Consider the following 22,187-nt stretch of genomic DNA (forward strand, 5'->3'; position numbering starts at 1 on the left):
ACTCGGCGTCATCCGCGGCATTGCCGGGTCCATGCCTTGGCCGTGCCCTGCTCCCGCGGACGGCCGGCTTCCCGGCGCTTCAGCCGGTGCGCGCGGCCGCGCGCGGATCGCGCACGATCAGGGTGTCGACCGGCGAATCCTCGACCAGGCGCCGGGCCACGCTGCCCAGCAGCGCGTCGAACACGGCGCTGCGGCCGTGCGAGGCGACCACCGCCAGGTCCACCGGGAACTGCTCGGCGTACAGGCGCATCAGCAGCGCCGGATCGCCGCGCTCCACCACCAGGCTGACCGAGCTGGCCCCGCCCGGCGGGCGGCAGCGTTCGACGAAGGCCTGGCCCTCGGCCAGCGCGTCCTTGCGGGCCATGGCCAGCATGTCGTCGCGGCCGGTATCCATCAGCCCCGCCATCGGCACGTCGTAACCGTGCAGGACGCTGATCGCCGCCTCCGGGAACAGGGTCGTGGCGGTGCGGAAGGCGTTCTCCGACGACGGCGACCAGTCGCTGGCCACCACCATGCGCCGGTACGGCGCGTGCGCGCGATTGCGGACCACCAGCACCGGCAGCGGCGAACGGCGCGCCAGCTGGTCGACGGTGGAGCCGAGGATCATCCGGCCCAGCCACTCCTGCCGCGCCACGCCGGTCACCACCAGGTCGCAGCCTTCCTCGCGGGCGACCTCGAGCAGGCGGTCGGCGACCTGGTCGCCGCGCTCGACCCGCAGCTTGACCTGCACGCCGCGCGCGGAGGCGGCCTCCAGCAGGTGCTTCTCGGCGAGGTGGACGGGATCGGTGCCGCGGTACCACGACGGCGGATCGCGCACCACGATGGCATGGGCTTCGATCGCCCGCTCCTCGACCACGTTGGCCACGACCAGGCGCGCGCCCCAGGCCTGCGCCAGCTGCACGGCGCGGTCCAGCGCGCGGTCGCTGCGCGCGTCCAGGTCGCTCGCCAGCAGGATCGATCGCGGCTGGCCGCCGCCTTCACTCGCCACGTTCATGCCTCCTCCATTCCGCGCCTGCGCCGCCGGGCTTGCCGTTCCGGCAGCGCGCCGTCATCGAACCGGGTGCCGCACGGCGTCCGGCGCCGCGCGTCGGGCCTGCGTCAGTCGCCGCGTGGCGGCGCCGCCGGGCGCACGACGAAGGTGGCCGGCACTTCGGCGCCGTCTTCGAGCACCAGCACCAGCGGCACGCGCTCGCCTTCGGCGAACGCGGCCGCATCCGGCCGCATCAGCATCAGGTGCAGGCCGCCCGGCCGCAGCGCCGCTTCGGCGCCCGGCGCCAGCGGCAGCCGCTGCAGTTCGCGCATGCGGCTGACGCCGTCGACCACGGTGGTCTCGTGCAGCGACACCTCGCCGAAACGCGGGCTGCGCACGGCGACCACGGCCTGCGTGTCGCGGCAGTCGTTCCTGATGCGGCCGAAGCCGGCAAGCATGGGACGGGGCGCGGGCGGAAGGCGGATCCAGCCGTCCTCCACGCTCACGCAGGACGCGGCAGGCGCCGGGGGGGCGGCTTGCGCCGCAGGTTGGCCGAACGGCAGCAGGGCCAGGGCCAGCAGGAACGTACGGGTAAGCATGCCCCTATCATAGCCGCTTCCACGACTTCCTCCCGACCACCCGATGACCTACGTCCAGACCTTCGACCATGGCCGCATCCGCGAACTGCGCCTGGCCCGCCCGCCGGTGAACGCGCTCGACCCGGCGCTGTGCCGCGCGCTGATCGCGGCGCTGGACGCCGCCGTGGCCGGGGACATGGACGCGGTGGTGCTGTCCGGTGCGCAGGGCATCTTCTCGGCCGGCCTCGACGTGCCGCACCTGATGTCGCTGGGCGAGGACCGCCACGCCCTGCGCGCGGCCTGGGGCGCGTTCTTCGGCGCGGCCCGCGCGCTGGCCGGGCTGCGCATCCCGGTGGTGGCGGCGATCACCGGCCACGCGCCGGCCGGCGGCTGCGTGCTGTCGCTGTGCTGCGATTACCGGGTGATGGCGCGTTCGCCGGATCCGGCCAAGCCCTACGCGATCGGCATGAACGAGACCCAGGTCGGCCTGCACGTGCCCGATGGCGCGCAGCAGCTGATGCGCCGGGTGGTCGGCCAGCACCGCGCCGAACGCCTGCTGGTCGCCGGCGCCATGGTCCCGGACGAGGAAGCGCTGCGCATCGGCCTGGTCGACGAGCTGGTCGAGGACGAACAGGTGGTGCCGCGCGCGATCGCCTGGCTGGAACCGCTGCTGCGCCTGCCGCGCGCGCCGATGCTGCAGACCCGCGCCCTGGCCCGCGCCGACCTGGTGCAGGCGCTGGCGCCGGAGAACCTGCACCTGGACCGCTTCGCCGACGACTGGTACGAGCCGGACACCCAGGCCGGCCTGCGCGCGCTGCTGGCCCGGCTCGGCAAGAGTTAAACCTGCCGCAAGCCACCCTGCACCGGCGCATCGCGGCGACGACGCATGGGAGGGACGCCACGTCCCTTCCGCTGGACGGCGCTCAGGCGCCGGTCGCCACCGGGCGCGAGGGATCGGCGATCCAGCCGCTCCAGGAACCGGCGTAGACCTTCGCCCCGGGCAGGCCGGCGTGCTCCATCGCCAGCAGCAGGTGGCAGGCGGTCACGCCGGAGCCGCACATCAGCATCGCCTCGTCCGGCGCGCGCCCGTGCAGCAGCGGTTCCAGTTCCGCGCGCAGCTCCGCGGCGGGACGGAAGCGGCCATCGCGCAGGCTCAGCGCGAACGGACGGTTGAGCGCGCCGGGCACGTGGCCGGCGACCGGATCGATCGGCTCGATTTCGCCACGGAAACGTTCGCCGCCGCGCGCATCGAGCAGCCAGCCCGGCTCCTCGCCCAGGCGCGCCAGCACGTCCTCGGCACGGGCGATCCGCGAGCGGTCGAAGCCGACGGACGGATACGGCGGCAATGGCGTGAGCGCGGCGGCATCGGTCGCCACCGGCAGGCCGGCGGCCTGCCAAGCCGCGAAACCGCCATCGAGCACCGCCACGTCGGCATGGCCCAGCAGCTTCAGCAGCCACCAGCAGCGCGCCGCGGCCATGCTGCCGTCGCCGGCGTCGTAGACCACCACCTGGTGCTCCGGGCCGATGCCCCACCCGCCCACGCGCTTCGCGAGATCCCCGGCATCGGGCAGCGGGTGGCGGCCCTGGCCGACCACCGAGTGGTCGGAAAGATCCTTGTCGAGGTCGGCGTGCACCGCGCCGGGCAGGTGCGAGGCTTCCCACGCGGCGCGGCCTGCGGCCGGGTCGGTCAGCACCGCACGTGCATCGACCAGGCGCAGCTGCGGATCGCCAAGCGCCGCGGCCAGCTGCTCCACCGCCACGAGGGTCCGCCAGGGACCGGGCGTGCTCCCGCTCATGCGCTTTCCTCCAGCCGTCGCCGCAGGTTGTACAGGATCGCCGCCGTCGCGCCCCAGATGCGCTGGTTCGGCCAGTCGTACTCGAGCACGCTGCGCCGGCGGCCGCTGTATTCCATCTCCACCTGGCGCAGGTGCGAGGACGCCATCAGGTAATCGAACGGCACCTCGAACACCTCCGCCACCTCGTCCGGATGCGGACGCGCGACGTAGTCCGGGTCCACCGCGGCGACCACCGGGGTAACCCGGAAACCGCTGATGGTCAGGAACGGATCAAGGTAGCCCAGCGGCACCACCTGCCTGGGCTCCAGCGCGATCTCCTCCTGGCTCTCGCGCAGCGCCGCGCCGAGCACGCCGGCGTCGTCCGGTTCGACGCGACCGCCGGGAAAACTCACCTGGCCGCCGTGGTGGCGCAGGGCGTCGGTGCGCCGGGTGAGCAGCACCTGGGTGCCGCGGTCCTCGCGCGGCACCAGCCCGACCAGCACCGCGGCCTCGGCCAGCGCGGACGCCGGCGGCAGCAGGTCGTCCAGTTCGCGGCGGTTCCAGCCGTCGCCGGCCGGCGGATGGCGCAGCGGATACAGCGCGGTGCGCAGGCGCTCGCGCAGCGGCAGGCGTTCGACGAACGGATGGCGTTCGCGGCCGCGCCCGGGAAGCACCTCGTCCATCAGCAGGCGCCGCTCGCCATCGTGCATGCGCGACCACGCGGCGATCTCCTCGCCGGTGCGCAGGCAGCCGCCGCACAGCCCGTCCTCGCCGATGCGGCAGATCCGCACGCACGGACTGGCCGGCGACGGCCTGTCGATCTGGATGGGTGGGAAGTCGGACGGAAGCACGGACGCACGCACATGGTTCGGGCAAGCCTAGCGCGGAACGCGCCCGGCAGAAACGACTGCGCCGGCCACTGGGCCGGCGCAGTCGGGACAAGGCTGGATCGGTGGCTTACTTGACCGAGACCAGCTTGATCTCGAACACCACGGCCACGTTCGGCGGGAACGGGGTGCGCGGGTCGGCGCCGTAGGCCTTGTCCGGCGGCAGCGCCACTTCCCACTTGGCGCCGGTCGGCATCTGCAGCAGCACCTCGCGCATCGCGGCCATCTCGACCTCGCTGACCTTGATGCTCGGGATGTCCTGCGCCGGGCGCGCCTGCTCCGGGCGCTGGCCGAACGGGAACGGACCGGCGACCTGCAGGGCGACGGTGCTGGCCTGGGTCGGCTTGGCGCCGCTGCCGGCCTCGATCACCTTGTAGGCGACGCCGCTGGGCAGGGTCTTGACGCCGGCCTGGCTCTTGAAGCCGGCGATGAACTGGTCGGACTTGGTCTTGTTCTCGGCGGCGACCTTGTCGTACTGGGCCTTGGCCTGCTGGGCACGGGCCTGCTCGCGCTTCTGGAACGCTTCCAGCGCCGGCTTGAGTTGCTCGGCGGTGATGGCCGGCTGCTTCTTCGCCAGCGCATCCTGCAGGCCCTTGACCACGGAGTTCACGTCGAGCTGCTCGCCGCGATCCTGCAGTTCGGCCAGGTTGTTGCCGTAGTCGTAGCCGAAGTAGTAGCTCAGCTTGCCCTTCTCGGACGTGGTGTCCTGGGCGAGGGCACTGCCAGCCAGGGCCAGGGCGGCAACGGCGACAGCGATCGGACGCAACTTCATCTAGATCTTCTCCGGAAGGGTGGCGCCGGGACGGGGTCCCGGCAGTATCGGACGCGCTAGGATAGCGGCCGCACAGGCGGCCCGCCACACAGCGGGCAAGGCCTTCGGACCGGTGGTCGGGCCACAAGTTCCCGGCCTCCCCACCTTCACACAGGAGCCCTGCATGACGGCCAGCCCCGTCCTCAGCCGCGACGCCGATGGCGTCCGCACCATCACCGTCGACCGCCCGGAAAAGCTGAACGCCCTGAACCGGCAGACGCTGGAGGCGCTGGACGCCGCCTTTTCAGCGGCGGCGGCCGATCCGGGCGTGCGCGTGGTGGTGCTGACCGGCAGCGGCGCCAAGGCCTTCGTCGCCGGCGCCGACATCGCCGAGATGAACGGCCTGACCGCGATCGAGGGCCGCGAGTTCTCCCTGCTGGGCCAGAAACTCATGCGCCGCATCGAAACCCTGCCCAAGCCGGTCATCGCAATGGTGAACGGATACGCACTGGGCGGTGGCATGGAACTGGCGATGGCCTGCCACCTGCGCATCGCCGCGGACAGCGCCAGGCTGGGCCAGCCGGAAGTGAACCTGGGCCTTATCCCCGGCTTCGGCGGGACCCAGCGCCTGCTGCGCCTGGCCGGCCGCGCCGCGGCGCTGGAGCTGTGCCTGGTCGGTGCGCCGGTCGATGCGGCGCGCGCGCTGCAGCTGGGCCTGGTCAATCGCGTCGTGCCGGCCGCCGAGCTCGAGGCGGAAACGATGAAGCTGGCCGCGCAACTGGCGGCGTCCGCGCCGCTGGCGCTGCGCGGCGTGCTCGACGCGGTCGTGCATGGCGGCGAGTGCGGACTGGAGGAAGGGCTGCAGTTCGAGAGCGCGCAGTTCGCCTTGCTGTTCGCCAGCGAGGACATGCGCGAAGGCACGGGCGCCTTCCTCGAGAAGCGCAAGCCGCAGTTCCGCAATCGCTGAGCCATGGCGCCCCCATCCCCGCTTGCCGATGGCGCCTTGCGCGCACGCCTGCTGGCGGCGCTGGCCGCCGGCGACATCGATGCCGCGCTGCAGGCCGGCCTGATGGATTACCCCGCCGCCGCAGGTGGGGACGACGCGCCGATCCATGCCGCGCAGCAGCGCCTGCGCACGGCTTGGGCGGCGCGCGAACGCTATCGCACGCGCGCCGCGCGGCTGGAACGGCGCGCGCAGGAACGCGCCGCGCGTCGCGCGCAGGCCGCGGCGCCTGCGATCGCCGAAGCGCCGGTTGCGGAAACGCCGGTTGCAGCGCGCGCGGCGCCGGCCCTGCCACCGGCGGCTGCCGCCGCGCTGGCGCGGGCCAAGGCCCGCGCCGCGGGGCGCACGTCCTGATGGCGGCGAACGCACCCCGCCGCGCCGCGACGAGAGCCGCGACGGCGAAAACGCCGACGGCGAAGCCGGCGAAGAAGGCCATGGCGAAGGCGGTGGCCAAGGCCGTCGCCAAGGCGCGCCCCCCGGCGAAGACCGCCACCAATCGCCGTCCGCGGCTGATGGACGCGGCCTCGATCCAGGAAATGTTCGAGCGCCTGCGCGAACTCGATCCGCACCCGACCACCGAGCTGGAGTATTCGACGCCGTTCGAGCTGCTGGTCGCGGTGATCCTCTCCGCGCAGGCCACCGACGTCGGCGTCAACAAGGCCACCCGCCGCCTGTACCCGGTCGCCAACACGCCGCAGGCGATCCTCGACCTGGGCGAGGACGGGCTGAAGCGCTACATCTCCACCATCGGCCTGTTCAACGCCAAGGCGAAGAACGTCATCGCCACCTGCCGGATCCTGGTCGAGCAGCACGGCGGCGAAGTGCCTCGCGACCGCGCCGCGCTGGAAGCGCTGCCGGGCGTGGGCCGCAAGACCGCCAACGTGGTGCTCAACACCGCCTTCGGCGAACCCACGATGGCCGTGGACACGCATATCTTCCGCGTCTCCAACCGTACCGGCCTGGCCCCGGGCAAGGACGTGCGCGCGGTCGAGGACGCGCTGCTGCGCCGGGTACCGGCGGAATTCCTGCAGGACGCGCACCACTGGCTGATCCTGCACGGCCGCTACGTGTGCAAGGCGCGCAGGCCGGACTGCCCCCGGTGCGTGATCCGCGACCTGTGCCTGTTCCCGGACAAGACGCCGGGGCCGGTGGAGCCCTGAAACGCAAGGAGGCCGCTCGCGCGGCCTCCCTGGTGCCGGTTTCCCGCTACGGGAAACCGGACCCCTCGATCCCGCTTACTGCTCGTCGCGGTCGCGGAACGGCTTGCGCGGGAAACGCTCCTCGCGGTTGGCCGCGTGCCAGGCGAACGAGGCGATGATCGCCGCCGCCTGCTTGAGGTCGTCCGGCACCACGTGGTCGTAGGTGTCCAGGTGGGTGTGGTGGACGCGGCTCATGTAGTCGGCCGGGTCCTGCACGAACTGGAAGCCCGGCAGGCCGACGCGGTCGAAGGCGATGTGGTCGGTGCTGCCGGTGTTGCGCACGGTGACGATCTCCGCGCCCAGGTCGCGGAACGGCTCCAGCCAGGCCTTGAACAGCGGCACCGCGGCATGGTTCTCCTGCGCGTAGATGCCGCGGATGCGGCCGGTGCCGTTGTCGAAGTTGAAGTAGGTGGAGAATCGCTCGTAACCGGCCTTGCGCTGCAGCGGGCCGGTGCCGCGCTGGAACGCGCGCGGCAGCGCCTTCTGTTCCGGATCGGTCGGCTCCGGCCAGTCGGCCAGGTACCTGGCCACGTAGCCAGAGGAACCATGCAGGCCCTGCTCCTCGCCGCCCCACAGGGCCAGGCGGATGGTGCGCTTCGGCTTCGCGCCCACCGCCTTGAGGATGCGCATGGCCTCCATCATCACCACCACGCCGGCGCCGTTGTCGCTGGCGCCGGTGCCGGTGTGCCAGGAATCCAGGTGCGCGCCGATGACGACCACCTCGCCAGCCTTGCCGGAACCGGGCAGGTCGGCGAACACGTTGGTCGCCGCCAGGTCCTCCGCGCTGGTGAAATCCGCATCGACGTCCAGGCGCAGGCGCACCTCCTGCTTGCGCTCGACCGCGCGCACCAGCTGGTTGTAGTGCTCGGCGGCGACGACCAGGTCGGTCACGCCCACCGGCTCGCCGGCCTTGCGCGCGCCACCGGCGGTGACGCGGAGGATGCCGTTGTCGCGCGAGCTCAACGACAGCGTCGCCAGCACGCCCTCCTGCTCCAGGAAAGCATTGAGTCCGCGGGTGAAGGCCTGGCGCTTGCGGTATTCCGCAAGGCGCTTTTCCTGCTCCTCCGGGCCGTTCTCCGCCGGGATCGGGAAGGTCTGCAGCTCGCCCAGGCCCTGCTCGTCATGGCGGCGGAAATCCGGCTTGTCCGACGGCTTGTACTCGCGCGCGTCCTCCAGCAGCACGATCTTCCCGCGCAGCGTGCCCCTGGCCTTCTCCAGGTCCTCGGTGGTCTTGAGCGTGGCCTTGACCACCTCGCCCTCGACCGGGCCGCCGGTGCCGGGGGTCCAGGCCTTCGGTGCCGCATGGATCGGCATCTGCCGCGGCGCCAGCATCTCCACCCGCGAGCTGCGGTATTCCCAGCCGCGGCCGAACGCGGGGTCGAAGACTTCCTCGTGCACGTTGGCCAGGCCGTAGCCCTGCAGCTTGCCGCGCGCCCACGCGGTGGAGCGCGCGTAGGCCGGCGAAACGGTCAGGCGCGGCCCGACGGTCTCGGTCAGTTCCCTGAGGTTGGCCGCCACCTGCGACCGCGCGAAGGCCTCCTGCCGGATCCTGGACACCATGTCCAGATCGACCTTCTCCTCCGCCCTTGCATCCGCCAACGCCATGGCGGACAGCAGTCCCGCCAGCACCACGCCACGCAACACACCTGCCACTCGTCTTCCCCTTGCAGAACCGGGCAACCCCATGCCGGCCGGGATGGCCGGCTGGAAGCGCCCACGAGAAGGCCGCCTGCGTTCCCGCGCATCCGCGGGAAGCCACGGCGGCCATGCGCCTATCGTAAGCCTTGCCGCGCACCCTGCACACACTGCCTTGGGTGCATCGGCGGCCGGAGCAGCACGGGAGCACCCTTGCCGGCACGGCAGGAACCGCACTGCCGTGCCGGAAGGGCGTGCTCCGGCTCAGCCCGCCTCGGCCTCGCGCGGCGGATGGCTGGAACGGTGGCGGAAGCGCCGCGCGAACCACTCGCCCAGGTCGTCCAGCACCGTGTACACGGCCGGGATCACGATCAGGCTCAGCAGGGTCGAGGTGATCAGGCCGCCGATCACCGCGATCGCCATCGGCGCGCGGAAGCTGGAGTCGACGGACAGGCCCAAGGCGATCGGCAGCATGCCCGCACCCATCGCCAGGGTGGTCATGACGATCGGGCGGGCGCACTTGCGACAGGCGTCAATCAGCGCATCGTGCTGACTCATGCCCTGCCCGTCCTCGGCGATCACCGCGTAGTCCACCAGCAGGATCGAGTTCTTGGTGGCGATGCCGATCAGCATCAGCAAACCGATGAGCGCCGGCAACGACAGCATGTTCTGGGTCAGCAGCAGCGCGCCGAAGGCGCCGCCGGCGCACAGCGGCACCGCCACCAGGATCGTCAGCGGCATCAGCGCATGGTTGAACAGCAGCAGCAGGACCATGTAGATGCAGACGATGCCGGCCACCATCGCCAGCAGGAAGCCGACGAACAGCTCGACGAACACCTCCGCGTCGCCGGCGTTGAGGAAGCCCACGCCGGGCGGCAGGTTCTGCACGCTGGGCAGGCCCTGCACCGCCTCCATCACCTCGCCCAGCGGGCGCCCGCTCAGTTCGGCGGTCAGGGTGACGTTGCGCTGGCGCTGGTAGCGCGAGATCTGCGGGGGGCCGCTGCCCAGGCCGGGGATGGTGCGCAGGTCGCGCTCGAGCGCCAGCGCGGCCTCGTTGAGCTGGCGCGGATCGTCGCCGGAGAGCACCAGCTGCATCACGTTGCCCGGTTCGGAGCTGATGTAGCTCACGCGCACGCCCGGCAGGTCGGACAGGCGCCGGCGCACTTCCCGTTCCAGTGTGGTCTGGTCGCGCCCGCGCCCGTCGGCCGGGCCCCAGTCCAGCACCAGGGTGGCCTTGCGCGCCTCGCCGACGCTGGAGGCGCCCGGATCGCCCAGGTCGAGCACGCTGCCGACCGTGGTGTAGACCTGCTTCAGCTCCGGGATGTCGGCGAGCAGGCCGCGGGCGCGCTCAGCCACCGCCAGGGTCCGCTCCAGGCGTGTGCCCGGCGGCAGCTCCAGGCTCAGGTTGCTGCGGCCCATGTCCGAGGTCGGGATGAAGGTGGTCGGGATCAGCGGCACCAGCGCCAGCGAGGCGAAGAACAGGCCGGTGGCGATCCACAGCGTACGTGCGCGATGGCGCAGGGCGGCGTCGACCCAGCCCAGGTACCAGCGCATCAGCCGCGTCTCGCGTTCCTCGTGGTCGTGCGGCTTGAGCAGGTAGGCCGCCATCATCGGCGTGAGCAGGCGCGCCACCAGCAACGAGAACAGCACCGCGGTGGCCGCGGTCCAGCCGAACTCGCGGAAGAACTTGCCGGCGATGCCGGGCATGAACGCCACCGGCACGAACACCGCCGCCAGGGTCAGCGAGGTGGCGATCACCGCGTTGCCGATCTCGCCGGCGGCCTCGCGCGCGGCCTCGACCGGCTTCTTGCCCATGCGCAGGTGGCGGACGATGTTCTCGATCTCCACGATCGCGTCGTCGACCAGGATGCCGACCACCACCGCCAGCGCCAGCAGGGTGATCATGTTGAGGCTGAAGCCCAGCCAGTGCATGACCGCGAAGGTGGGGATGATCGACAGCGGCAGCGCCACCGCCGACACCCAGGTCGCACGCCAGTCGCGCAGGAACAGCCACACCACCAGCAGGGCCAGCAGCGCCCCTTCCCACAGCATCGTCATCGAAGAGTCATAGGAACGGTGGGTCTCGTCGATGGCGGTGGTCACCAGGCGGAAGTCGATGCCCGGATGTTCCGCCTTGAGCTGCTCCAGCGCGGCCTGCACGCCCGCTTCCACCTCCACCTCGCTGGATCCCCGGGTGCGCGACATCGAGAACGCCACTACCGGCTCGCCGTCCAGCAGCGCGGCCTCGGTGGGATCGGCGGCCGCGTCGCGGACCCGCGCCAGCGCCGACAGCCGCACCGCGCGGCCATCGGGCAGGCTGATGCTGTACTCCTCCAGCGCGCGCGCATCGGCCACGGTGCCGATGGTGCGGATCACCTGCTCGCTGCCGGCCTGGAGCGCGCGGCCGCCGGCGCGCTCGACCTGGATCTTCGCCAGCTGCGCGGACACGTCGCCGGCGGTGACGCCGAAGGCCTGCAGAGCATCCGGATCCAGGTCTACGCGCACCTGGCGGTCGACGCCGCCGACGCGGGTCACTTCGGCCACGCCGGGCACGCCATACATGGCGCGGGTCACCTCGCGGTCGACGAACCAGCTGGCCTCGTCCGCGGTCATCCGCGGCGCGACCAGGGCGTAGGTCATCAGCGCGCCGCCGATGTCGACCTTGGAGATCACCGGCTCCTGGATGTCCTGGGGCAGGTCGGTGCGGATCCGGGTGACCGCGTCGCGGGTGTCGTCCAGCGCGGTGGCCAGGTCGGTTTCCAGCTGGAACTCGACCATGGTGGTGCTCACGCCCTCGTTCACCGTGGACATGATCCGCTTGATGCCGGGGATGGTCGCGACCGAGTCCTCGACCCGGCGGGTGACCTCCGCTTCCAGTTGCGACGGCACGGCGCCGGGCTGCATCACCGTGACCGTGACCATCGGGAAGGCGATGTCGGGGAAGCGCGCCACCGCCAGCTTGTGGAAGCCCCACAACCCGGCCACGCACAGCACGAAGAACACCATCACCGCCGGCAACGGCCGGCGGATCGCCCAGGCGGAAATGTTCATGGCGCGCCTGCCCCCATGTCGGCGACCACGCGCACGCGGTCGCCCTCGCCGAGGAAGCCGGCGCCCTTCACCACCACCTCGCGGCCGGGCTCAAGGCCTTCCACGATCTCGATGCGCCCGCCATCGGCCAGCCCGGTGCGCACGCGCTGGCGCTGCACCGACTGGTCCTCGCCCAGCACGAACACGTAGCTGTGGCCGTCGCGCTGGACCACCGCCTCGCTGGGCAGCATCAGCGCCTGGCCGTTGCCGGTGACGATGCGGCCTTCGAGGTACACGCCCGCCTTCAGCGGGCCGGGCTCGGGCAGGTCGACGTAGAGGGTGCCGGTGCGCGACTGCGCATCCACGCCGGGGCTGACCGCGCGCACGCGGCCGGTGACGGTGCGGCCCTGGCAGGCCAGTTCCACCGGATTGCCGACCTCGACCAGGGCCAGCTGCTGCTCGGGCAGTTCGGCGCGCCATTCCAGACGGCCGTCGCGGATCAGACGCAGCAGCTCGGTGCCGGCGGCGACCACCTGGCCCGGCTGCACCAGCCGCCTGGAGATGATGCCGTCGGCCGGGGCACGCAGCTCGGCGTAGTCGCGGCGCAGCTGGGCGGCGTCGCGTCCGGCGCGCGCGGTGGCGACCTGCGCCTCCGCCTGCACCCGGGCCGCGCGCAGTTCGTCCAGCTGGCTGGCACTGATCAGCCGCTTCACGGCCAGTGTTTCGGCGCGGCGGTAGTTGGCCTGCGCCAGCACCAGCGCGGCCTCGGCCTGCTGCAGCGAGGCGCGGGCCTGCGCCAGGTCGCTGTCGAGCGCGTGGTGGTCCAGGGTCAGCAGCACCTGCCCGGCACGTACCTGCTCGCCGACGTCGACGTTCAGCGCGGTCACCCGCAGGCCGTTGAGTTCGACGCCCATCTGCATTTCCTCGTAGGCGGCGACCGGCCCGGATACGCGTACGCTGCGCGCGACCTGCTGCGGCTGCGGCGCGGCCACGGTGACAGCCGGCGGTTGTGCCGGCTCATCCGCCTCATCCTTGCCGCCACAGGCGGCCAACAACGTCAGCGATGCCATCGCCAGCAGTGGCCAGCGCAGGATCCTTGCCGCATGGGAACTCCGGTCACGTCGATGGGCCGCGCCGCGAAGGCACGCCCGGGTGGGGGAACGGTTGGGGGCACCGGGTGGAGCGGATCAGAGGCGGTGCGCGCGCCGCGCGAGGTCAGGCGGTCGCCAGGGCTCGAAGCGGCTCATCGACGCGTCTCCCTGCCATCGGCATCCAGGCGCGCCTGCACCCCGTCCAGCAGCAGGTCCAGGCCTGCGGCGAAACGCGCGTCGAAGTCCGGTTGCAGAAGGCCGTCGCGGGCCGCGCGCAGGCCGGGATAGTCATGTTCGACGGCTTCGATGAAGGCGGCCTTCAGCTGCTCCACCTGCGCAGGATCGGTCGGCAGCGCCTGCTCCTCGATCACGAAGCCGAGCACGTAATGCATTACCTGCATCCCGGCGATGGCCGCGTCCTCGGGCGCGACCCCGGCCTCGCCGAAGGCGCGCGCCAGGGCGTCGGCGACGCGCAGCACGTTGCGACTGACGGCGAAGGTGCCGGCGTAGACCCGCGCGCCGTCGCGGCGTGACTTGAACGCCTGGCGCAGCTCGGCGCCGACCCGGTGCACGGCCTCACGCCAGGGCAGGCCGACGGGAACGTCACGCGCCACGCTGTCCCGGAAAGCAGACGCCCCGCCGAAGCGGGGCGTCGTGGCCGGTCGTGGCCGGTGCGACGGCGATGCCTACCAGCTGAACTGCGTACGCAGCGCGTACTGGCCGGTCTGGTCGCCGGTGAATCCGTTGTCACCGCGGGTCCAGTTGAACATGAAGCGCAGGTTCGGATTCACGTAGTAGTTGAGGCCGAGGATGGTGCTGCTGGCCTCGCGACCGGCGAGGTCGCGGTTCCCGATGGTGTCGTAGCGCGCGGTCAGCTCCCACAGGCCGCGGTCGACCCTGGGCGAGCCGAACACGCCGGTGGCGGACTTGTAGACCTTGTGCCCGCCGTTGAGCAGCCAGCTGCCCTGCAGGTACCAGGTCTCGACGTCCTGATCCGGGCCGGCCGGCTGGCCGAACGCGGCGCGCACGTACTCGCCCTGGAAGAACAGCGGGCCGAACGCGCCGGCCGCTTCCAGTCCGTACGCGCTCACCGAGTCGCCGCTGGCGCCGGAAGTGGTGGCGATGGCCAGCGACGGACCGCGACGACCCGCGTAACTGGCGGTGGCCGTGAGGTCGGCCGAGCCCTGGTTGGCGTTCTCCTGGCTGGCCCAGGCGCCGAAGTGCAGCGTGTTCCGGTCGTTGTTGACCGGCGCGAAAGTCACGCGGCCGGAGGCGCCCATGCCCTCGTTGCGGGCGCCCGAGGCCCCGCGCAGGTTGAACACGGTGAAGCCGGCCGTGTAGTTGTCGCCGGCGCGCAGGTAGCCCACGCCCTGCTGGAACTGGCGGCCGCTGAACAGGCCGGTGGCCGAGGCGAACGGGCGCTCCATCATCAGGATCTCGTTGGAGCTGGTCAGCTCCTCCATCGCGCGGTACGGCTTGAAGTGGCCGATGGTCGCCTTGCCGCCCCACAGTCCGGTGGCGATGTACGCGTCGCGCAGGCCGTCGAGGTTGCTGCCGGCGGCGAAGTCCTGCTCCAGCTTGTAGTCCCAGCCCAGCGCCTTGCCGGACAGGGTCAGGCGCGCGCGGCGGAACTCGCTGGTGCCGGTGGTGGCGGCCAGGTCGCGGTCGAAGGCGTAGGCGTCGAACTGGATGCGGCCACCCAGCGAGGCCTCGAACTTCCCGTTCGGCGAGGTCACCTTGACCCCGCCCTTGGTCTCCACCTTGGGCGTGGATGCCGCAATGGCCTCCAGGTTCTGTTGCGTACCGACATTGATGTCCGACTGCGCATCGGTACGCGTTTCCAGCTCGGCCACCTTGGCCTGCAGCTCGGCCAGCTGCGCCTTGAGCGCGGCCAGTTCGCCGGAATCGGCCGCCGCAGCGGCGAACGGCGCGGTGCTGCCCAGGACCGCGGCCAGGGCGATGGCGAGGGGGGTATGACGCATGCAGGCTTCTCCGTGGATGGAATGGGGCGGGCAGACGGCAGCCCACCGGTCGCCGCGCAGCTTGCGTCGCTTCCCTGACAGCGATGCGACCGGCGCATGACAGCCGCATGACGCAATCCCCCGCCCACCAGACCTCCCGCCGTGCAGCGGCCTCCGCCCCCGCTGTAACCGGATCGTCATCGAAGCGACGCACGGCGGTCATCGGATGCCGCTGCAATGTGCGGCGACGGATGCATCGACCGCATCCGGCCTGTCCATCCGCTACGGAGTCGCCTGGTGAACCTTCCGCTCAAGACCCGCGTCGCCGCCGTGCTGATCGCGGCCGCTTCCACCATCCCGCTCGCCCACGCCAACGACGCCACCGGCGCCGGGGCGTCCTTCATCTATCCGGTGATGTCCCGGTGGTCGGCCGACTACAAGGCGGCGACCGGCAAGCAGGTCAATTACCAGTCGATCGGTTCGGGCGGCGGCATCGCCCAGATCAAGGCCGGCACCGTGGACTTCGGCTCTTCCGACGCGCCGCTCAAGCCGGAGGAACTGGCGAAGCACGGTCTGGTCCAGTTTCCCTCGGTGATCGGCGGCGTGGTGCCGATCGTCAACGTGCAGGGCATCGCCCCCGGCGCGCTCAAGCTCGACGGACCCACGCTGGCCTCCATCTTCCTGGGCAAGGTCGTCCGCTGGAACGATCCGGCGATCGCCGCGCTCAACCCCGGCCTGGCCCTGCCCGACGCGAAGATCACCGTGGTCCACCGCTCCGACGGTTCGGGCACCACCTTCAACTTCGTCAACTACCTGTCCAAGGTCAGCCCGGAGTGGAAGCAGAAGGTCGGCGAAGGCACCTCGGTGCAGTGGCCGGCCGGCATCGGCGGCAAGGGCAACGAGGGCGTGGCCGCCTACGTCAAGCAGGTCAAGGGCGGCATCGGCTACGTCGAGCTGTCCTACGCGCTGCAGAACCGGCTGGCGCATGCCTCGCTGAAGAACGCCGCCGGCCGCTTCGTGCAGCCGTCCGAGGAAAGCTTCGCCGCCGCCGCGGCCAGCGCCAACTGGGGCGCGGCCAAGGACTTCCACCTGGTGATGACCAATGCCCCGGGCGAAGGCTCCTGGCCGATCACCGCGACCAACTTCATCCTCATGCAGCGGCAGCCGAAGAACGTGGCCGGCGCGCGCAACGCCCGGCAGTTCTTCCAGTGGATCTATGCCAACGGCGACGCGCAGGCGCGCCGGCTGGACTACGTGCCGCTGCCGGACCCGCTGGTCCACCAGATCGAGGCCTACTGGACGCAGAACCTGAAGTACTGAGCGGCAGTTCCTCTCCCGCTGTCGCGCAGCGGAGCGCGGGCCCGACGGCCCGCGCTTCTTCTCGTCCACAGGCTGGGGCCCGCCGGCGACACGACGGGGCCGGTGTCATACGGATGTCACAGAAACATCTTCTGATGTGCACATCCCGGCGGCCTTCCCGGCCTGGAGCGTCTTCCCCGATGAAGCCTTCCTGGTTCCGACCCACCGACCCGCCGCTGCCCGCCCTCCCGACGCGCCGATGAGTGCCATTCCCCATTCCCTGCGTACCGCCGCCGCACGCGAACGCAGCGACGCCCGCGCCGACCGCCTGTTCCGCTACGCCCTCGGCGCCTGCGTGGCGTTCGTACTGGTTGCCCTGGCCGGCGCGGCACTGTCGATGCTGTGGGGCGGACGCCATGCCCTGCAGGCCCAGGGCATGGCGTTCTTCTACTCGGCCGAATGGAACCCGGTGGAGGAACGCTTCGGCGCGCTGGCGCCGATCTACGGCACCCTGGTCACTGCGCTGGTCGCCATGGTCATCGCCGTGCCGGTGAGCTTCGGCATCGCCTTCTTCCTCACCGAGGTCGCACCACGCTGGCTGCGCGGGCCGGTCGGCACCGCGATCGAGCTGCTGGCCGGCATCCCCTCGATCATCTACGGCATGTGGGGCCTGTTCGTGCTGGTGCCGGTGATGACCGGACACGTCACCCCGTGGCTCAACGACCACCTCGGCACGCTGCCGGTCATCGGCCCGCTGTTCCAGGGTCCGCCGCTGGGCATCGGCCTGCTCACCGCCGGCTTCGTGCTGGCGATCATGGTGATCCCCTTCATTTCCTCGGTGATGCGCGAGGTGTTCCTGACCGTGCCCACCCGGCTGAAGGAGTCGGCCTACGCGCTCGGCGCCACCCGCTGGGAGGTGAGCTGGGACGTGGTCCTGCCGTACACGCGCTCGGCGGTGATCGGCGGCATCTTCCTCGGCCTGGGGCGTGCCCTGGGCGAAACCATGGCCGTGGCCTTCGTGGTCGGCAACGCGGTGCGGCTGTCGCCCTCGCTGCTGGAGCCGGGCACCACCATCGCCGCGCTGATCGCCAACGACTTCGGCGAGGCCACCGAAACCTACCGCTCGGCCCTGCTGCTGCTCGGCTTCGTCCTGTTCATCGTCACCTTCGTGGTGCTGGCGATCGCCCGCCTGATGCTGATGCAGCTGGCGCGCAGGGAGGGCAACTGATGGCCGGCAACCCCCGTGGCGCCAGTGCGCTGTACCTGCGCCGCCGCATCACCAACGCCGTCGCCCTGCTGCTGTCCTGCGCCACCGCGCTGTTCGGCCTGTTCTTCCTCGGCTGGATCCTGTGGACCCTGCTGGCCAAGGGCCTGGCCGGGATCGACTGGAACCTGTTCACCCGCGTGACCCCGCCGCCCATGGAGGAAGCAGGCGGCCTGGCCAACGCCTTCTTCGGCAGCGCGGTGGTCTGCGCCATGGCCATCGCCATCGGCACGCCGCTGGGCGTGGCTGCCGGCACCTGGCTGGCCGAGTACGGCAAGGCGCGCAGGATCGGGACGGTGGTGCGCTTCGTCAACGACATCCTGCTGTCGGCGCCGTCGATCGTGCTGGGCCTGTTCGTGTACACGCTCTACGTGATGCGCACCGGCGGCAACTTCTCCGCGTTCGCCGGCGCGCTGGCGCTGGCCTTCATCGTCCTGCCGGTGGTGGTGCGCACCACCGACGAGATGCTGCGCCTGGTGCCGGTGCAGATGCGCGAGGCGGCGCTGTCGCTGGGCATCCCGCAGTGGAAGGTGACCATGCAGGTGCTCTACCGCAGCGCCAGCGCCGGGATCGTCACCGGCATCCTGCTCGCCCTGGCGCGCATCTCCGGCGAGACCGCACCGCTGCTGTTCACCGCCTTCGGCAACCAGTTCTGGAGCACCGACGTGTCCAGGCCGATGGCCACGGTGCCGGTGGTGATGAACCAGTTCGCCGCCAGCCCCTACGAATCCTGGCAGGTGCTGGCCTGGGCCGGCGCCCTGGTGCTGACCGTCTTCGTGCTGCTGGTGGGTCTGCTCGCCCGCGGCCTCCTCCTGCGCAACCGGATCGCCCATGACTGACGTCCACGGAAACCTGGCCATGCCCCTGACCAATGCCGCCGCCACCGTCCGGCCCGTGCCCCTGGCCGCCGCGCGTCCCGCACCCGTGGCGGGTACCCCGGCGAAGCTGTCCGCGCGCGGCCTGGACTTCCACTACGACCGCTTCCACGCGCTGAAGAACATCAGCCTGGACATCCCGGAGAAGCAGGTCACCGCCCTGATCGGCCCGTCCGGCTGCGGCAAGTCCACCCTGCTGCGCGTGTTCAACCGGATCTACGCCCTGTATCCGAAGCTGCGGGCCAGCGGCCAGGTGCTGCTGGACGGCGAGGACATCCTCGCGCCGAAGTACCCGATGAACCGGCTGCGCTCGCGGGTGGGCATGGTGTTCCAGAAGCCGGTGCCGTTCCCGATGACGATCTTCGAGAACGTGGCCTATGGCATCCGCCACCACGAGAAACCGTCGAAGGCCGAGCTGGCCGGGCGCGTCGAGCAGGCGCTGCGCCAGGCCGCGCTGTGGGACGAGGTCAAGGACAAGCTCGGCCAGTCGGCGCTGGGCCTGTCGGGTGGCCAGCAGCAGCGCCTGTGCATCGCCCGCGCCGTGGCCCTGCGCCCGGACGTGCTGCTGCTGGACGAGCCGACCTCGGCGCTGGACCCGATCTCCACCAGTCGCATCGAGCAGCTGGTCGAGGAGCTCAAGCGCGACTACACCATCGTGATCGTCACCCACAACATGCAGCAGGCCGCGCGCGTGTCGGATTACACCGCCTTCATGTACCTGGGCGACCTGGTCGAGCACGACCGCACCGCAACGATCTTCTCCAGTCCTTCGGAGCGGCGGACGGAGGATTACATCACCGGGCGCTTCGGCTGACGCCGAAGCGCCCGGTGCGGGATTCGGGATTCGAGACTTGTGGTTGGTGATTTGTGATTCGTGATTGGTAAGAGCCAAAGCCAGGTGCTTCTCCGCCTCTTCGAATCACCAATCACCAATCACGCACCGGAGGTGCACCATGCATATCGTCAGGAGCTACGACGATGAACAACGCCAGCTGGTCGAACGGATCGTGGCCATGGGCCACACCGCGGTGGCGCAGCTGGAGGCGGCGCTGGACGTGGTCGAGCGCCGCGACGACGGCGCCGCCCGCCGGGTCGTGGCCAACGACGAGGCGATCGACGAGGCCGAGCGCCAGGTCAGCCAGGACGTGATGCGCCTGGCCCTGCGCGGGCCGATGGCGCGCGACCTGCGCGCGGTCCTCGCCGGGCTGCGCATCCCCGCCGAGATCGAGCGCATCGGCGACCACGCCGCCAACGTGGCCAAACGCTCCATCGTCCTGCATGCCGCACCGCCGCTGCCGCAGGTCGCCGGGCTGCGTGCCCTGGGCATGGTGGCCGCCGGCCAGGTGCGCCAGGCCCTGCGCGCCTACGCCACGGGCGACGACACGCTGGCCCTGCAGGTGCGCGACAACGACGCCCGCCTGGACCAGCAGTACACCGCCCTGTTCCGCGAGCTGCTGACCTGGATGATGGAGGATCCGCGCCACATCACCCCCTGCACCCACCTGCTGTTCATGGCCCGGAACCTGGAGCGGGTCGGCGACCACGCCACCAACATCGCCGAGAACGTCTGGTTCCTGCGGCATGGCGACGAGCCGTTGCCGCCCCGCGACAAGCGCGACGGGACCAGCGCCCCCACGGCCCTGCCGTGAGCGGGACGTCAACGCGCGCATAACCTCCGGGGCCGGCGCCGGGGGTAGACTGGCGGCCCCACGACGGCCCGGCGCACCGCACCCGCGCCTTCCTTCCGGAGTTACGCCATGACCAAGCAGAAACCCGCCGCGCTCGCCCTGGGTACCGCCCTCGCCGGCCTGACCCTCGCCGGTTCGGCCTTCGCCATGGAGCCGCTGGCCCAGGGCTACATGCTCGCCGCCAGCGACGCCGCCAAGGCGCAGGAAGGCAAGTGCGGCGAAGGCAAGTGCGGCATTGGCAAGGTCGACACCGACGGTGACGGCCGCATTTCGCAGGCCGAGTTCGCCGCCGCGCATCCCGACAAGGCCGAGCATTTCGCGAAGATGGACACCAACCAGGACGGGTTCATCGACGAGGCCGAGCACAAGGCCCACCACGCCGCCAAGGGCGACGAGGGCAACTGCGGCGGGAAGGCCGACAAGAAGGCCGGCGAAGGCAAGTGCGGCGAGGGCAAGTGTGGCGAAGGCAAGTGCGGCGGCGCGGCCTGAGCCGCTGATCCGCCACTGACGCCATGGCATTGCCCGAGGCCAGCGCCGGACTGGGCCTGCGGCGCGCACTGCTCGACGAGCTGCGCGCCGCGCCGGCCGGCGCCTTCGACTTCCTCGAATGCGCGCCGGACAACTGGATCGGCGTGGGCGGCACGCTGGGCGAGGCGCTGGACGCGCTGTCGTCCCGCCACCCGCTCACCTGCCACGGCCTGTCGCTGTCACTGGGCGGCCGCGAGCCGCTGGACGAGACCTTCCTGGCCAGGACCCGGCGCTTCCTCGACCGCCACGGCGTGGAGCTGTACAGCGAGCACCTGAGCTACTGCAGCGACGACGGCCACCTGTACGACCTGATGCCGATCCCGTTCACCGCCGAGGCGGTCCGCCACGTGGCCGCGCGCATCCGCCAGGTGCAGGACACCCTGGGCCGGCGCATCGCGGTGGAGAACATCTCCTACTACGCCACCCACCCGCTGCCGCCGGAACAGGCGCTGGACGAGGCGGATTTCGTCAATGCGGTGCTGCAGGAAGCCGATTGCGACCTGCTGCTGGACGTCAACAACGTCTACGTCAACGCGATCAACCACGGCTACGACCCGCAGGACTTCCTCGCGCGCATGCCCGGCGGGCGGATCGCCTCGTACCATATCGCAGGCCACTACGACGAGGCCGAGGACCTGAAGATCGACACCCACGGCGCGCCGGTGAAGGACGACGTATGGGCACTGCTGGGCCACGCCTACCGCCTGCACGGCGTGCGTCCGACCCTGCTGGAGCGCGACTTCAACCTGCCGCCGCTGGAGGTGCTGCTGGGCGAGGTCGAACGCATCCGCCAGGTGCAGCGCGAGGCCCTGCAGGCCTCGGCGGGGGCCGTCCATGCCTGACTTCCTGCAACTGCAGTCGGCCTTCGCCGCGCATCTGCGTGACCCGGAGGCGAACCCCGCGCCCGCCGGCATCGAACCGCGACGCCTGGCGGTGTACCGCGACCTGTTCTTCAACAACATCTCCGGCCTGCTGGCGAACAACTTCCCGGTGATCCGCCGCACGCTCGGGGATGAAGGCTGGACCGCGCTGGTGCGCCGCTTCTATGCCGGGCACCGCAGCCGTACGCCGCTGTTCCCGGAGATCGCACGCGAGTTCATCCGCTTCCTCGAGGACCGCGCCGGGGACGGCGCCGGCGATCCGCCGTGGCTGCCGGAACTGGCCCACTACGAGTGGGTCGAGCTGGCGGTTCGGATCGACGACCATCCCCTGCCCCCGCACGATCCGGACGGCGACCTGCTCGCGGGCGTGCCGGTGCTCTCGCCCTACGTGCGCGCCCTGGCCTACCGCTGGCCGGTGCACACCATCGGCCCGGATCACCAGCCCGCCGAAGCGCCGGCGACGCCGACCCTGGTGCTGGTGCTCCGCGCCAGCGATGGCCAGGCGCGCTTCGCGGCGCTCTCGCCGCTGGTCCACCGCCTGCTGGAACAACTGGGGGAAGGCGGGCGCAGCGGACGCGAACACCTGGCCGCGCTGGCGTCGGAGGCGGGCGTGCCCGGCGACGAGGGCTTCATCACCGAAGGCGCCGCCATGCTCGAGCGCATGCGCGAGGAAGGCACCCTCCTCGGCACCCGCCCGGTCCACTAGCGCACGTTTTCCGCCCCTGAGAAGGGAATCCCGGCGTCCCGGCGGGCCCGCTCTGCTACGCTTCCC

Annotated in this window: 22 protein-coding genes; 12 read left to right on the top strand and 10 right to left on the bottom strand. The window is 71.3% G+C overall.

The genetic code is table 11. From position 1 onward, the window contains the following. Positions 1–79: 79 nt before the first annotated feature. Positions 80–994, bottom strand: coding sequence for a universal stress protein (locus PSEJ35_RS0101460; RefSeq protein WP_037082004.1), 915 nt, complete (start codon positions 992–994; stop codon positions 80–82). A gap of 104 nt (positions 995–1,098) precedes the next feature. Next, positions 1,099–1,569 (bottom strand): copper chaperone PCu(A)C, encoded by a 471-nt coding sequence (locus PSEJ35_RS0101465; RefSeq protein ID WP_028916227.1) that lies wholly within the window; start codon positions 1,567–1,569, stop codon positions 1,099–1,101. Positions 1,570–1,612: 43 nt separating this feature from the next. Between PSEJ35_RS0101465 and PSEJ35_RS0101470 the strand changes: the two genes are divergently transcribed. Next, positions 1,613–2,389, top strand: a complete 777-nt coding sequence (locus PSEJ35_RS0101470) for an enoyl-CoA hydratase/isomerase family protein (RefSeq protein WP_028916228.1) — start codon at positions 1,613–1,615, stop codon at positions 2,387–2,389. Between the two features lie 82 nt (positions 2,390–2,471). Here PSEJ35_RS0101470 and PSEJ35_RS0101475 read toward each other — a convergent pair whose 3' ends face one another. From PSEJ35_RS0101475 to PSEJ35_RS0101485, 3 genes are all read right to left on the bottom strand, one after another. After that, positions 2,472–3,344 (bottom strand): sulfurtransferase, encoded by an 873-nt coding sequence (locus tag PSEJ35_RS0101475; RefSeq protein ID WP_028916229.1) that lies wholly within the window; start codon positions 3,342–3,344, stop codon positions 2,472–2,474. Then, positions 3,341–4,114, bottom strand: a complete 774-nt coding sequence (locus PSEJ35_RS0101480) for a CoA pyrophosphatase (RefSeq protein WP_232207551.1) — start codon at positions 4,112–4,114, stop codon at positions 3,341–3,343. Before PSEJ35_RS0101480 ends, PSEJ35_RS0101475 begins: the two co-directional genes overlap by 4 nt. A gap of 166 nt (positions 4,115–4,280) precedes the next feature. Then, a complete protein-coding gene (locus tag PSEJ35_RS0101485; protein ID WP_028916231.1) occupies positions 4,281–4,982 on the bottom strand; it encodes an FKBP-type peptidyl-prolyl cis-trans isomerase N-terminal domain-containing protein in 702 nt (233 codons plus the stop codon). Positions 4,983–5,145: 163 nt separating this feature from the next. On the opposite strand from PSEJ35_RS0101485, the gene PSEJ35_RS0101490 reads away from it, so the two are divergent. From PSEJ35_RS0101490 to nth, 3 genes are all read left to right on the top strand, one after another. Beyond that, positions 5,146–5,928: an enoyl-CoA hydratase-related protein gene (locus tag PSEJ35_RS0101490; RefSeq protein WP_028916232.1), complete on the top strand. Its 783-nt coding sequence runs from the start codon at positions 5,146–5,148 to the stop codon at positions 5,926–5,928. A 3-nt stretch (positions 5,929–5,931) separates the two neighbouring features. After that, positions 5,932–6,318, top strand: coding sequence for a hypothetical protein (locus PSEJ35_RS0101495; protein ID WP_028916233.1), 387 nt, complete (start codon positions 5,932–5,934; stop codon positions 6,316–6,318). 158 nt (positions 6,319–6,476) lie between these two features. After that, positions 6,477–7,124: an endonuclease III gene (gene nth, locus PSEJ35_RS0101500; RefSeq protein ID WP_051412422.1), complete on the top strand. Its 648-nt coding sequence runs from the start codon at positions 6,477–6,479 to the stop codon at positions 7,122–7,124. A gap of 75 nt (positions 7,125–7,199) precedes the next feature. On the opposite strand, the gene PSEJ35_RS0101505 is transcribed toward nth, so the two are convergent. From PSEJ35_RS0101505 to PSEJ35_RS15095, 5 genes are all read right to left on the bottom strand, one after another. Further along, complete coding sequence (locus PSEJ35_RS0101505) at positions 7,200–8,768, bottom strand: M20/M25/M40 family metallo-hydrolase (RefSeq protein WP_156924700.1); 1,569 nt, start codon at positions 8,766–8,768, stop codon at positions 7,200–7,202. Positions 8,769–9,062: 294 nt separating this feature from the next. Then, a complete protein-coding gene (locus tag PSEJ35_RS0101510; RefSeq protein WP_028916236.1) occupies positions 9,063–11,849 on the bottom strand; it encodes an efflux RND transporter permease subunit in 2,787 nt (928 codons plus the stop codon). After that, on the bottom strand, positions 11,846–12,820 hold the full coding sequence (locus tag PSEJ35_RS0101515) for an efflux RND transporter periplasmic adaptor subunit (protein ID WP_232207552.1): 975 nt from the start codon (positions 12,818–12,820) through the stop codon (positions 11,846–11,848). Before PSEJ35_RS0101515 ends, PSEJ35_RS0101510 begins: the two co-directional genes overlap by 4 nt. 251 nt (positions 12,821–13,071) lie before the next feature. Next, positions 13,072–13,533: a TetR/AcrR family transcriptional regulator C-terminal domain-containing protein gene (locus tag PSEJ35_RS15090; protein ID WP_084635385.1), complete on the bottom strand. Its 462-nt coding sequence runs from the start codon at positions 13,531–13,533 to the stop codon at positions 13,072–13,074. 72 nt (positions 13,534–13,605) lie between these two features. After that, positions 13,606–14,901 carry a porin gene (locus tag PSEJ35_RS15095; protein ID WP_051412408.1) on the bottom strand — a complete coding sequence of 432 codons (1,296 nt, stop codon included), beginning with the start codon at positions 14,899–14,901 and terminating at the stop codon, positions 13,606–13,608. A 276-nt stretch (positions 14,902–15,177) separates the two neighbouring features. Between PSEJ35_RS15095 and pstS the strand changes: the two genes are divergently transcribed. The 8 genes from pstS to PSEJ35_RS0101565 all read left to right on the top strand — a co-directional run bounded on the left by pstS (position 15,178) and on the right by PSEJ35_RS0101565 (position 22,121). Further along, entirely contained in the window at positions 15,178–16,200 is a 1,023-nt protein-coding gene (gene pstS / locus PSEJ35_RS0101530; RefSeq protein WP_028916238.1) for a phosphate ABC transporter substrate-binding protein PstS, read from the top strand. Between the two features lie 238 nt (positions 16,201–16,438). Continuing rightward, positions 16,439–17,407: a phosphate ABC transporter permease subunit PstC gene (pstC, locus tag PSEJ35_RS0101535; RefSeq protein WP_028916239.1), complete on the top strand. Its 969-nt coding sequence runs from the start codon at positions 16,439–16,441 to the stop codon at positions 17,405–17,407. Then, positions 17,407–18,282 (top strand): phosphate ABC transporter permease PstA, encoded by an 876-nt coding sequence (pstA, locus tag PSEJ35_RS0101540; protein ID WP_028916240.1) that lies wholly within the window; start codon positions 17,407–17,409, stop codon positions 18,280–18,282. Before pstC ends, pstA begins: the two co-directional genes overlap by 1 nt. Before the next feature lie 19 nt (positions 18,283–18,301). Continuing rightward, complete coding sequence (gene pstB / locus PSEJ35_RS0101545) at positions 18,302–19,132, top strand: phosphate ABC transporter ATP-binding protein PstB (RefSeq protein WP_051412409.1); 831 nt, start codon at positions 18,302–18,304, stop codon at positions 19,130–19,132. 139 nt (positions 19,133–19,271) lie between these two features. Further along, positions 19,272–19,967 carry a phosphate signaling complex protein PhoU gene (phoU, locus tag PSEJ35_RS0101550; protein WP_028916242.1) on the top strand — a complete coding sequence of 232 codons (696 nt, stop codon included), beginning with the start codon at positions 19,272–19,274 and terminating at the stop codon, positions 19,965–19,967. A gap of 108 nt (positions 19,968–20,075) precedes the next feature. Further along, the gene (locus PSEJ35_RS0101555) at positions 20,076–20,495 is read left to right on the top strand and encodes a hypothetical protein (protein ID WP_028916243.1); all 420 of its coding nucleotides are present in this window, start codon (positions 20,076–20,078) and stop codon (positions 20,493–20,495) included. A gap of 23 nt (positions 20,496–20,518) precedes the next feature. Next, entirely contained in the window at positions 20,519–21,376 is an 858-nt protein-coding gene (locus PSEJ35_RS0101560; RefSeq protein WP_028916244.1) for a DUF692 domain-containing protein, read from the top strand. Next, positions 21,369–22,121, top strand: coding sequence for a putative DNA-binding domain-containing protein (locus tag PSEJ35_RS0101565; RefSeq protein ID WP_028916245.1), 753 nt, complete (start codon positions 21,369–21,371; stop codon positions 22,119–22,121). Before PSEJ35_RS0101560 ends, PSEJ35_RS0101565 begins: the two co-directional genes overlap by 8 nt. Positions 22,122–22,187: the final 66 nt, after the last annotated feature.

Origin of the sequence: Pseudoxanthomonas sp. J35 (assembly GCF_000513995.1) — a bacterium.
In the GTDB taxonomy this organism is placed as follows: domain Bacteria; phylum Pseudomonadota; class Gammaproteobacteria; order Xanthomonadales; family Xanthomonadaceae; genus Pseudoxanthomonas.

Excerpts from the sequence above, each read along its gene's own strand:
- PSEJ35_RS0101470 (WP_028916228.1), top strand. The coding sequence starts at position 1,613 with ATGACCTACGTCCAGACCTTCGACCATGGCCGCATCCGCGAACTGCGC.
- pstC (WP_028916239.1), top strand. The coding sequence starts at position 16,439 with ATGAGTGCCATTCCCCATTCCCTGCGTACCGCCGCCGCACGCGAACGC.
- PSEJ35_RS0101485 (WP_028916231.1), bottom strand. The coding sequence starts at position 4,982 with ATGAAGTTGCGTCCGATCGCTGTCGCCGTTGCCGCCCTGGCCCTGGCT.
- pstA (WP_028916240.1), top strand. The coding sequence starts at position 17,407 with ATGGCCGGCAACCCCCGTGGCGCCAGTGCGCTGTACCTGCGCCGCCGC.
- PSEJ35_RS15095 (WP_051412408.1), bottom strand. The coding sequence starts at position 14,901 with ATGCGTCATACCCCCCTCGCCATCGCCCTGGCCGCGGTCCTGGGCAGC.
- PSEJ35_RS0101490 (WP_028916232.1), top strand. The coding sequence starts at position 5,146 with ATGACGGCCAGCCCCGTCCTCAGCCGCGACGCCGATGGCGTCCGCACC.
- PSEJ35_RS0101560 (WP_028916244.1), top strand. The coding sequence starts at position 20,519 with ATGGCATTGCCCGAGGCCAGCGCCGGACTGGGCCTGCGGCGCGCACTG.
- PSEJ35_RS0101475 (WP_028916229.1), bottom strand. The coding sequence starts at position 3,344 with ATGAGCGGGAGCACGCCCGGTCCCTGGCGGACCCTCGTGGCGGTGGAG.
- PSEJ35_RS0101510 (WP_028916236.1), bottom strand. The coding sequence starts at position 11,849 with ATGAACATTTCCGCCTGGGCGATCCGCCGGCCGTTGCCGGCGGTGATG.
- nth (WP_051412422.1), top strand. The coding sequence starts at position 6,477 with ATGGACGCGGCCTCGATCCAGGAAATGTTCGAGCGCCTGCGCGAACTC.
- PSEJ35_RS0101555 (WP_028916243.1), top strand. The coding sequence starts at position 20,076 with ATGACCAAGCAGAAACCCGCCGCGCTCGCCCTGGGTACCGCCCTCGCC.
- phoU (WP_028916242.1), top strand. The coding sequence starts at position 19,272 with ATGCATATCGTCAGGAGCTACGACGATGAACAACGCCAGCTGGTCGAA.
- PSEJ35_RS0101565 (WP_028916245.1), top strand. The coding sequence starts at position 21,369 with ATGCCTGACTTCCTGCAACTGCAGTCGGCCTTCGCCGCGCATCTGCGT.
- PSEJ35_RS0101460 (WP_037082004.1), bottom strand. The coding sequence starts at position 994 with ATGAACGTGGCGAGTGAAGGCGGCGGCCAGCCGCGATCGATCCTGCTG.
- PSEJ35_RS0101465 (WP_028916227.1), bottom strand. The coding sequence starts at position 1,569 with ATGCTTACCCGTACGTTCCTGCTGGCCCTGGCCCTGCTGCCGTTCGGC.
- PSEJ35_RS0101495 (WP_028916233.1), top strand. The coding sequence starts at position 5,932 with ATGGCGCCCCCATCCCCGCTTGCCGATGGCGCCTTGCGCGCACGCCTG.
- pstB (WP_051412409.1), top strand. The coding sequence starts at position 18,302 with ATGCCCCTGACCAATGCCGCCGCCACCGTCCGGCCCGTGCCCCTGGCC.
- PSEJ35_RS0101505 (WP_156924700.1), bottom strand. The coding sequence starts at position 8,768 with ATGGCGTTGGCGGATGCAAGGGCGGAGGAGAAGGTCGATCTGGACATG.